This window comes from Pseudomonas amygdali, assembly GCF_002699855.1.
Taxonomy (GTDB): domain Bacteria; phylum Pseudomonadota; class Gammaproteobacteria; order Pseudomonadales; family Pseudomonadaceae; genus Aquipseudomonas; species Aquipseudomonas amygdali.
On sequence record NZ_LKBW01000293.1, the window covers coordinates 21,325 to 30,711 of the forward strand.

Below are 9,387 nucleotides of genomic sequence, written 5' to 3' on the forward strand. Positions count from 1 at the left end.
ATGAACTTCACTTCACTCGCCGCTGACCTGGTCATGCAGGATCTGGTCGATTGCCTGCTGGCTGAAGATTTCTTTGGCCGCGAGCCATTGAGCCTGCAGGACACTGCTCACTGGCAAGCGCGCCACCCGCACGCCCCAAAACTTGAAGGGCAGAGCAGCACACAGCAAATCTGGGAATGGTGCTGCGATGACTCGGAGCAGCGCTTCATCAGCGCCGCGCTGCGCCCAGGCATTACTCAACAATGGGAGAAAGTGCCCGGCACGCCGGTGCTGGGCCGTCAGGCTGAGCGCTGGACACAGTTGTCCCCGGAAGAGTTCATGAAATGGGTATTCGCCGGTAAAACAACCCTGCTTCAGGACAGCGAGCGCCAGGACAATGAAAAGGGCATAGCGCTGTTTCTGGAGGTGTTGCGCATCAGTGTCTGGCAGACCGCGTTGTCGCTGGACCATAAAGTCGACGAGCAAAACCTGATGGCACAGGATGGCGCTACGTTCTTCAGGACGATGGAACAGTGGGCTTCGCTACGTGATCGCCCACACCATCCACTGGCCAAAGCCAAGCAAGGCTTGAACGAGCAGGAATACCAACAGTATCAGGCTGAGTTTGCCCGGCCGGTGGCGCTGAACTGGGTCGCCGTCGACAAAACCTTGCTGCAATGCGGTGACGGAGTAGGGGATTTGAACGAGTCTTTCCCTGCTCGCCACCTGCTGCCAGAGAATCTGCAAGCTGTCCTTGAGCAGGAACTGCAACAGCGCGGCATTGCCGACAGTCACGTTGCGCTGCCGGTTCATCCTTGGCAATTCGAGCATGTTCTGCTGGTCCAACTGGGCGATGCCTTCACCAGGGGCGATTGTCAACGTCTGGCCTTCAACGAGGCCGCGGTATACGCCACCTCATCGCTGCGTTCGATGACACCGTGCCTCGACAGCCCCGATTACCTCAAATTGCCCATGGCGATCTATTCGCTCGGCGCGTCCCGCTACCTGCCAGCGGTGAAAATGATCAACGGCGGGCTGAGTGAAAAACTGTTGCGCCAGGTTGTCGACAAGGATGAAACCCTGAGTCGCTCGCTGCACCTGTGCGACGAACGCAAATGGTGGGCGTTCATGCCACCCCAGGCCACTCTGTTCGACGAAGGCCCCCGGCATCTTTCGGCCATGGTGCGAGGCTATCCGGCAGCTTTGCTCGACGATCCGGAATGTCGCCTGCTGCCGATGGCGGCGCTGGGTACACCGTTGCCAGGCAGCAATCGGCATTTCTTCGATGAGTGGATGGACTATCGCGACCTGCCGCGCAATCAGGCTTCGGTACTGACACTGTTCCGCGAGCTGAGCCACAGTTTCTTCGACATCAACCTGCGCATGTTCCGCCTGGGCATGCTCGGCGAGGTGCATGGCCAGAACGCAGTCATGGTCTGGAAAGCCGGTCAGGCACAAGGGCTGTTGTTGCGCGACCACGACTCGTTGCGTATTTTCGTGCCCTGGCTTGAGCGTAACGGCATGCGCGACCCGGAATATCGAATCAAGAAAGGCCATGCCAATACGCTTTATCATGACCGTCCTGAAGACCTGTTGTTCTGGCTGCAGACACTGGGCATTCAGGTAAACGTGCGGGCAATCATGGATACTCTGGCCCAGGTGTATGAGGTACCGTTAACAGCGCTGTGGACGGTATTGCGCGATGTTTTGGATAATCTCATTACAACCATCGAATTTGACGACGAGGCGCGTGCCATGATCAGGCATCAACTGTTCGAAGCCCCCAACTGGCCGCAAAAACTCCTGCTTACACCCATGATCGAGCGCGCAGGCGGACCGGGCAGCATGCCGTTCGGCAAGGGCGAGGTGGTCAACCCGTTCCACAGGTTGCGCCGTGCAACCTGACCAACATTTGCATCCTTCGCGGCGCACGGTATTGCGCCTGTCATTGGGGTTACTGGCGCTGCCCGGCATTGCCTGGGCAGAGCCATTGCGCGCAACGCCACCAAGAGTCGTCACCTTGTTTCAGGGGGCGTCCGACAGCGCCGTGGCCCTGGGCGTGACGCCGTGCGGCGTGGTGGATTCCTGGAGCGAAAAACCGATGTACCGCTACCTGCGCCCGGCGCTGGCGGTGGTACCGCATGTGGGCCTGGAAACCCAGCCTAGCCTTGAAGATATCGTGCTGCTCAAACCCGATCTTATCGTCGCATCACGCTTTCGCCATCAACGCATCGCGCCGTTGCTCGAGCAGATCAGCCCCGTGCTGATGCTGGAAGAGGTGTTCGAGTTCAAGCGCACGCTGGCGATGATGGGCGCTGCCATGCTGCGTCAACAGCAAGCCATGGACCTGCTTGACCAATGGCAACAGCGTGTGACGGCGTTACGCAGTCAGTTGCAGGAAAAATTCGCCGGGCGCTGGCCGATCACCGTATCGGTGCTCGACATTCGTGAAGATCATATCCGCAGCTATCTGCCCGCCAGCTTTGCAGGTTCGGTGCTGACCGAACTGGGCTTCGCCTGGACGCCCACTGCCCGCGAAGCAACGGGCGTTTCCCTTAAACTCAGCAGCAAAGAGAGTTTGCCTGTGGTCGATGCCGACCTGTTTTTCATTTTTCAGCGCGCGGACAGCAAAGCCGCGCAGCAAAACTACGACAAGCTGGTCCGACACCCGTTCTGGCAACAGTTGCGCGCAGCGCAGGATGGTCAGGTATGGCGCGTGGATGCCGTTGCCTGGAGCCTGTCCGGTGGCATTCTGGGTGCCAACCGCATGCTCGATGAAATCGCTCGCGTGGCCATGGCGGACAGTCCCTCATGACCGCTGCGGTAAAACTGGGTCTGGGACTGTTGGTGTTGATAGCGTGCATGGGATTGAGCCTGGCAACCGGAGCCACCTGGATATCGCCCTCTGCGATTGTCCGAAGTGTGTGGCAGCCCGATGCGCTTAGCGCTATCGAGCATGTGCTGCTCGATACGCGCCTGACGCGAACCCTGATGGCCGTCGCCGTGGGTTCCAGTCTGGCGGTTGCTGGCGCGCTGATGCAGGCACTGACGCGCAACCCGCTGGCCTCGCCCGGTCTGTTCGGCATCAATGCCGGGGCGACGTTTTCGATCATTGCCTGTTCGTCGTTGTTTGCGCTTTCGTCAATGAGCCAGTGGCTGTGGTGCGCGTTCATTGGCGCGGCGGTAGCAGGGAATATTGTCTGGATAATCGGCAACCGCGGGCAGGGCAGTCTCAACCCATTGCGAATTGTGTTGGCCGGCGCGGCGATTACCGCGCTGTTTACTGCGTTCAGTCAGGCGTTACTGGTAGTCAATCAGGACGGTCTGGACACCGTATTGTTCTGGCTGGCCGGTTCCTTGTCGGAACGCGATCTGGCCACCGCCGCGCCATTACTGATATGCGTGGTTGTGGCACTGGCCGGGTCACTGGTGCTGGCCGGGCAGGTCAACGTGCTCAATGCCGGAGAAACCATCGCAACCGCATTGGGCCAGCGTACAGGCTTGATTCGCCTGCTGATGAGCATCGTGATCATTGTCCTGGCGGGCAGTGCTGTAGCGTTGGCCGGGAGCATTGGTTTCATCGGGCTGCTGGTGCCGCACATGGTACGCAAGACACTGTCCATCGATCATCGCTGGCTGCTGCCCGGCTGCGCGTTGCTGGGCGCAACGCTGTTGCTGCTGGCCGATACGCTGGCGCGGGTGGTGATCGTGCCTCAGGAAGTGCCGGTGGGCGTGATGACCGCACTGTTCGGCGCTCCGTTCTTTATTGCGCTGGTTCGCCGGGGGGCACGTTATGGATAGGCATCTGACCCTGCGCTACCGCGGTTTTTCCAGGCAGTTCAGCCTGACTGCATTGATACGTCTGTTGATCGGCGCAACGCTGACATTGCTGATCGCTCTGGGCTCGCTGGCTGTGGGCAAAATCAACCTGTCGCCCGCGACCCTTTTGAATGTTTTTACCGGTCAGGCGGATGCAAGTCTGGTTTTCATCGTCGAACAACTGCGCATGCCCCGACTGGTGTTGGCAGCACTCGTCGGCGCGGCGCTTGCGGTGTCCGGGCTCATCCTGCAAAGCATCATCCGCAATCCGCTGGCTTCGCCGGACCTGTTGGGTATCACCAGCGGTGCCAGTGCGGCGGCAGTGTTGTATCTGTCATTTTTCTCGGCTGCATTGGGGGCGCAATTCCTGCCTTTGGCGGCGATTTGCGGTGCAGGCCTTGCCGCACTGGTCATCTATCTGCTGGCGTGGAATCAGGGCGCTTCACCATTGCGCATGGTGTTGATCGGGGTAGGGGTGTCGGCCCTGCTGGCAGCGGTGACGACATTCGTTCTGGTGTTCAGCCCGCTGACCACTACCTTGTCGGCTTATGTCTGGCTGACCGGGAGCGTGTATGGTGCCAGTTGGCCGGAGCCTCGCGCCCTGGCGGGCTGGCTGGCGCTGACTTTGCCGCTGCTGGTGCTGCTCGCCCGACAGGTGCGCATGCAGCAGCTCGATGATGATCTGGCTCAGGGCATCGGTGTGCGTGTGCAATGGCTGCGCGCCGGGCTGCTGCTGGTGAGTGTTGCGCTTGCAGGTCTGGCGGTTGCGTGGGGCGGGGCCATTGCCTTTGTCGGCCTAATTGCACCACACATTGCCAAACGCCTGATGCCACCGGGGTTTACCGGACAGGCGCTGATGGCGGCGCTGATCGGTTCCAACCTGGTAATGCTCGCCGATCTGGCTGGCCGCACGCTGTTCCTGCCACTGGACCTGCCTGCAGGGATTTTTGTCGCGGTGCTGGGCACACCGTTTTTTCTCTATTTATTGATCAACCAGCGGCATTAAGGAATTACGGATGGCGTCAATCGCAACCCACGACCTGACCCTGAGTTACCAGCGGCAGGTGATCATCGACAGCCTTGATCTGCAGTTGCCCGCGGGCGAGGTGACCGTTCTGATCGGCAGTAACGGTTGCGGCAAAAGCACCTTGCTCAAATCCCTGGCGCGTCTGCTCAAGCCGCAGCAGGGCACTGTGGTGCTCAACGGTGCCGATATCCACCAGAAATCCACTGCTACGGTCGCGCGCGAACTGGCGATTCTGCCGCAAATGCCAAGCGCCCCGGAAGGCATCAGCGTACGTCAGCTGGTGGCACTGGGCCGTTATCCCTATCAGAACTGGATGCAGCAGTGGTCCGTTCAGGATGAAGCCATGGTCGAACGGGCGCTGGCGCAGACCGGTATGCAGGAACTGGCCGAGCGGCCCGTTGATGCGCTGTCAGGCGGCCAGCGTCAGCGCGCGTGGATCGCCATGACGCTGGCCCAGGATACCGACATCGTATTGCTGGATGAGCCGACGACCTTTCTCGATCTGGCTCATCAGATCGAAGTGCTGGACTTGTTACGCGACCTCAATCGCCAGGAAGGCAAAACCATCGTCATGGTCCTGCATGATCTGAACCTGGCTTGCCGTTATGCCGATCACATGGTCGCCGTCCACGAGCGCACCGCCTTTGCCCAGGGACGTCCGGCCGACATCCTCAGTGAAGCACTGGTCAAGCAGGTCTTCGGCCTTAATTGCCGGATCATCGCCGACCCGTTCTTTGGTACGCCGCTGTGCATTCCCTTTGGCCGGGAACTGCCGCAATGAGCCTGGCACAGGCTTTCAGCGAGCCTGAATGGGCGCTGCTGTCCGGGGCGCTGCGCCTCAAACACGCAGTTGACCGCGATACCCGCTCGTTGCCAGCCCGTGCATTGCTGGACGACGAGGTGTGCGAACAATTGCTTGCAGCATTGGGGCCGGTCATCGGCTCTCCGACGCAGGCGATCACCGCGTCGCTGCTGGCCAAGCGCTTTTCTTTCCTGAGCACCGGTGCCTGCCTTTACGCCATGTCGGTCTACGACAAGGGCTTGATCCTGTCGCTGGACAATAGCGTGATTGAATACGCACACGAGGAGGGCCTGTGGACCTCTTCAATGCCCTTGGACGACGTAACACCTGTGGGTTATGAGCCGGGCACTCGCGAGGCGTGGCGGGAGGTGATTGTCGGCACCTTGTTCCGCGACCTATTGCAGCCTCTGTGGGAGACCTTCAACCGTATCACTGGCATTTCCCGGCGCATCCTTTGGGAAAACACCGCCGTACGTGTCTATTCGCTGTACGACAAACGTATGGAAAAGGTTGAAGACCCGGCGATTCGACAGCGCTATGAAGCAGATTTCGACTGGCTGCTGAATCAGGCCGACCCGGCACTGTTCGGCCTGAACTACAACCCGCTGAAACACTTCCGCCGCCCACCGGTTTTGCTGGAAGCCGAGGGCAAAAGCATCCGTTTTCGACGCACCTGTTGCTTCTATTACGACGCCAGCAACCCCGTCGAGTATTGCTCGACCTGCCCGTTATTGAGGCCAAAAAAATGTCGATGAACAAGCACATTGCACACCGTCAGCAACAACTCAGTGACGCCGTGATAGAGCAATACCGGGGCATTGCCGCCTCCGCCATCGGCCACCTGACTGACAGTGGTTATCTGCAAGGGATCAGACCGCTGTTCGACGGCGCGCGACTGGTCGGCAACGTGGTTACAGTCAAAGTACAGCTGCCCGACGGCAGCATCCTGCGCGATGCATTGCTTAACAGCCTGCCTGGCGACGTGCTGGTCATTGAGTGCGTCGGCGACGATCATTGCGCCTGCTGGGGCGAGCTGCGTACCCTGGCCGCGCTCATCAAAGGCCTGGCCGGCGTAGTCATATCAGGCGCGGTTACCGACGTCGCCGCCTTACGCGAACATCGTCTGCCGGTATTCAGCCGAGGTATCAGTGCTGTGACCACGCGAAGCCTGGGGGAATGTGGCGAACTCAATGGGCAGATTAATATCGGTGGGGTTGTTGTTAATCCGGGAGACATTGCCATTGGCGATGACGACGGAGTGTTCATTCTGAGTGCGCAGCAGGCGAGTGAGTTGTTGCCTGGGTTGCTGGCCAAGGAACAAGCGGACCATGACAAACGGGAGGAGTTTTTGCGACGACTGGACAGGGATGAAGCACCTGCTGCCGGTTAGCACATTAATCCAGCAGAGACGCATTCTTGAGTAGATCAAACAGCCCTTCAGGTACAAGCGTAGATTCGCGGGTAAAACTGGAACCAGAATGCCACGCGGCCTTGAAAGTTGCCCCGTCGCTTTCAAGGGCATCCAGCCAGGGCTTCTTATAGATTTCTGCGTCGTCAAATCTTGCATCGTAGACCTGCACGATCTCGTGCCCTGGCTTGCCCGCGTAGGTAAAAATGCTCTCCAACGTGCCAATCAACCGAACGTTGCTGATCGAAAAGCCCAGTTCTTCATACACTTCCCGGACCACGGCATCGATACTCCGTTCGCCAAATTCTATGCCTCCGCCAAGAGGGCGAAAAAGCGTTTGCTTTCCAACGACGTCGTGGAATTCGTTGACCAGTATTTTTCCCTGGTGGTGAAAAACGCAAAGAGCGAGGGCACGAATGCGCGGTTCTGACATGAATAAATCTCCTTTCCAGCGTTCTGCATGAGTCACACACAGACGTCATCAAGTTGTTGTTCAGCCATTATTCAGGTGAGTAGCTGACCGACAGCCACCTTGCAATTTAATTCCGTGCAAACTTACAATTAATTGTCATGTATTAACCGTTATCGTACGACCAGACAGGCAATCTGGATCCTAATCAGATTTCGGAATTTACATCAGGATTTTCCGACGTTTAGTTGACCAGCGCGCTAAAGATTTCGATTCGATGACCGATGAAGGTGGCAAGCCCAAACTGTCGCGGATAGCCACAATGTTTAACTCTCAGTTGAAAAAAACCAATAAGGCATTGGAGCGCCGCCTCGCCATGCTTGAACAAGCAGGGCAAATTCTGAATCTGGAGACAGTTGCCGCCGTTCTGGACGGGGCGGGCAAAGTGCAGTCAGTCAATGCCTTGTTCGAGACAGAACTGAGCTATGCACAAGCCGAGATTGCCGGGCGCAGTCTCTCTGAGTTGAGCCCGCCAGAGCTGAGCGCTGATGTTCACCAGAAGCGTGCTCTGGCTGCTATTCGGGATGGCAAACATTTCAGCGGCACGTTGCGCCTGGTCAGCAAAACAGGGGCCAGGGTGTGGCTGAGAACTGTGGTTGTCCCCTTTAAAAACGAAACCGGCGGTGTGGAGCAGATCACGCTGTACTCAAGCGTTTTGACACGCACCATCGAAGCCTCTCGCGAGAACGAAGCCCTCGTGAACGCACTGCAACGGTCAACCGCCGTTATCGACTTCACCCTCGATGGAATAGTCATCGCAGCCAATGACAACTTTCTGAAGGCAATGGGCTACGAGTTGCATCAGATCAAGGGAAAACATCACAAGATTTTTTGTTTACCTGAAGAGTTCGCCTCGGACGCCTACACGCTGTTTTGGGAAAGGCTGCGTCGGGGTGAATTTATCGTTGACCGTTTCCGGCGCGTCGACAAGTCCGGTCGTGATGTATGGCTGGAAGCGTCCTATAACCCGATTACCGACGCCAATGGCAAGCTCTATAAAATCGCCAAGTTTGCAACGGTGATTACTGAACAGGTTGAGCGTGAGAAAGCTGTCGCTGAAGCGTCGGAGATGGCCTATCAAACATCTATCGATACCGACGGCAGTGCCCAGCAAGGCCGAAAAGTCATCAAGGACACCTTGCAGATGCTGGGCCAGCTGACGATTTCGATGGAAGAGGCCACGCGGGGCATCGAGGCACTGGACTCTCAAAGTCAGGTCATTGGAACGATCATAAAAACCATCAGTGGAATCGCCGAGCAAACCAATTTGCTCGCACTGAACGCAGCTATTGAAGCCGCGAGGGCGGGCGAACAGGGCAGGGGGTTCGCGGTGGTGGCCGATGAGGTACGCCAGTTGGCCTCACGCACGACCAAAGCGGCAGAAGAAATCGTAAACGTCGTGAAGACCAATCAGAGCCTTGCTTCAGATGCCGTGGGCGTGATTGTGCGCAGTACCGAGCAGGCTTCCGAGGCGCTGGTGCTGGCTAACGATGCAGATCGTGTCATCCAGGAAATCCAGCAAGGCGCCAACACAGTAGTTCGAGCCGTCAGTCGGTTTGTCGATCAGCGCTCGAGTTAGTTGCAAACGGCGGAACACTACCGAGCCCGGTAGTGTTCCCGGTCATCATCCTGGCAAGGGTCAATAGGGCGTAGCGAATGCCGGCTAGTGTGAAGTCTGGCGACCGCTGAACTGCCTGCAGTCGTACACCTGTCGTCATTTGAGCGTAGCGTTCATGTCATTCATTCGCAGTCCGCACATGGTTCGTAAATACCTTTACACCCTGTTGTGGTTTTATCTGTTTTCTATTTTTTGGTGGCCATTGAACCGCCCCGGGTTTCTCGGAGACCCTTTTGTTTGAGTCATGCCACCTGGGCAGACTCGG

9 protein-coding genes are annotated in these 9,387 nt (G+C 58.0%); 8 read left to right on the top strand and 1 reads right to left on the bottom strand.

What is annotated here, in order from left to right; all coding sequences use genetic code 11:
- From AO277_RS22565 to AO277_RS22595, 7 genes are read left to right on the top strand one after another with little or no spacing between them, the layout of a single operon-like run.
- A complete protein-coding gene (locus AO277_RS22565; protein ID WP_044318827.1) occupies positions 1 to 1,884 on the top strand; it encodes an IucA/IucC family protein in 1,884 nt (627 codons plus the stop codon).
- Positions 1,874 to 2,794: an ABC transporter substrate-binding protein gene (locus AO277_RS22570; protein ID WP_010214057.1), complete on the top strand. Its 921-nt coding sequence runs from the start codon at positions 1,874 to 1,876 to the stop codon at positions 2,792 to 2,794. The genes AO277_RS22565 and AO277_RS22570 overlap by 11 nt, the downstream gene beginning before the upstream one ends.
- Complete coding sequence (locus tag AO277_RS22575) at positions 2,791 to 3,780, top strand: FecCD family ABC transporter permease (protein WP_044318828.1); 990 nt, start codon at positions 2,791 to 2,793, stop codon at positions 3,778 to 3,780. Before AO277_RS22570 ends, AO277_RS22575 begins: the two co-directional genes overlap by 4 nt.
- On the top strand, positions 3,773 to 4,804 hold the full coding sequence (locus AO277_RS22580; RefSeq protein ID WP_002553755.1) for a FecCD family ABC transporter permease: 1,032 nt from the start codon (positions 3,773 to 3,775) through the stop codon (positions 4,802 to 4,804). Before AO277_RS22575 ends, AO277_RS22580 begins: the two co-directional genes overlap by 8 nt.
- Positions 4,805 to 4,814: 10 nt before the next feature.
- Positions 4,815 to 5,606, top strand: coding sequence for an ABC transporter ATP-binding protein (locus AO277_RS22585; RefSeq protein WP_005734293.1), 792 nt, complete (start codon positions 4,815 to 4,817; stop codon positions 5,604 to 5,606).
- Positions 5,603 to 6,382: an IucA/IucC family C-terminal-domain containing protein gene (locus AO277_RS22590; protein WP_005734291.1), complete on the top strand. Its 780-nt coding sequence runs from the start codon at positions 5,603 to 5,605 to the stop codon at positions 6,380 to 6,382. Before AO277_RS22585 ends, AO277_RS22590 begins: the two co-directional genes overlap by 4 nt.
- A complete protein-coding gene (locus AO277_RS22595; protein WP_080899254.1) occupies positions 6,379 to 7,017 on the top strand; it encodes an RraA family protein in 639 nt (212 codons plus the stop codon). The genes AO277_RS22590 and AO277_RS22595 overlap by 4 nt, the downstream gene beginning before the upstream one ends.
- Positions 7,018 to 7,021: 4 nt before the next feature.
- Here the strand turns inward: AO277_RS22595 and AO277_RS22600 are convergent, their stop codons facing one another.
- On the bottom strand, positions 7,022 to 7,468 hold the full coding sequence (locus tag AO277_RS22600) for an NUDIX hydrolase (protein ID WP_044318830.1): 447 nt from the start codon (positions 7,466 to 7,468) through the stop codon (positions 7,022 to 7,024).
- 253 nt (positions 7,469 to 7,721) lie between these two features.
- On the opposite strand from AO277_RS22600, the gene AO277_RS29475 reads away from it, so the two are divergent.
- Positions 7,722 to 9,083: a methyl-accepting chemotaxis protein gene (locus AO277_RS29475; RefSeq protein WP_080899253.1), complete on the top strand. Its 1,362-nt coding sequence runs from the start codon at positions 7,722 to 7,724 to the stop codon at positions 9,081 to 9,083.
- Positions 9,084 to 9,387 lie beyond the last annotated feature (304 nt).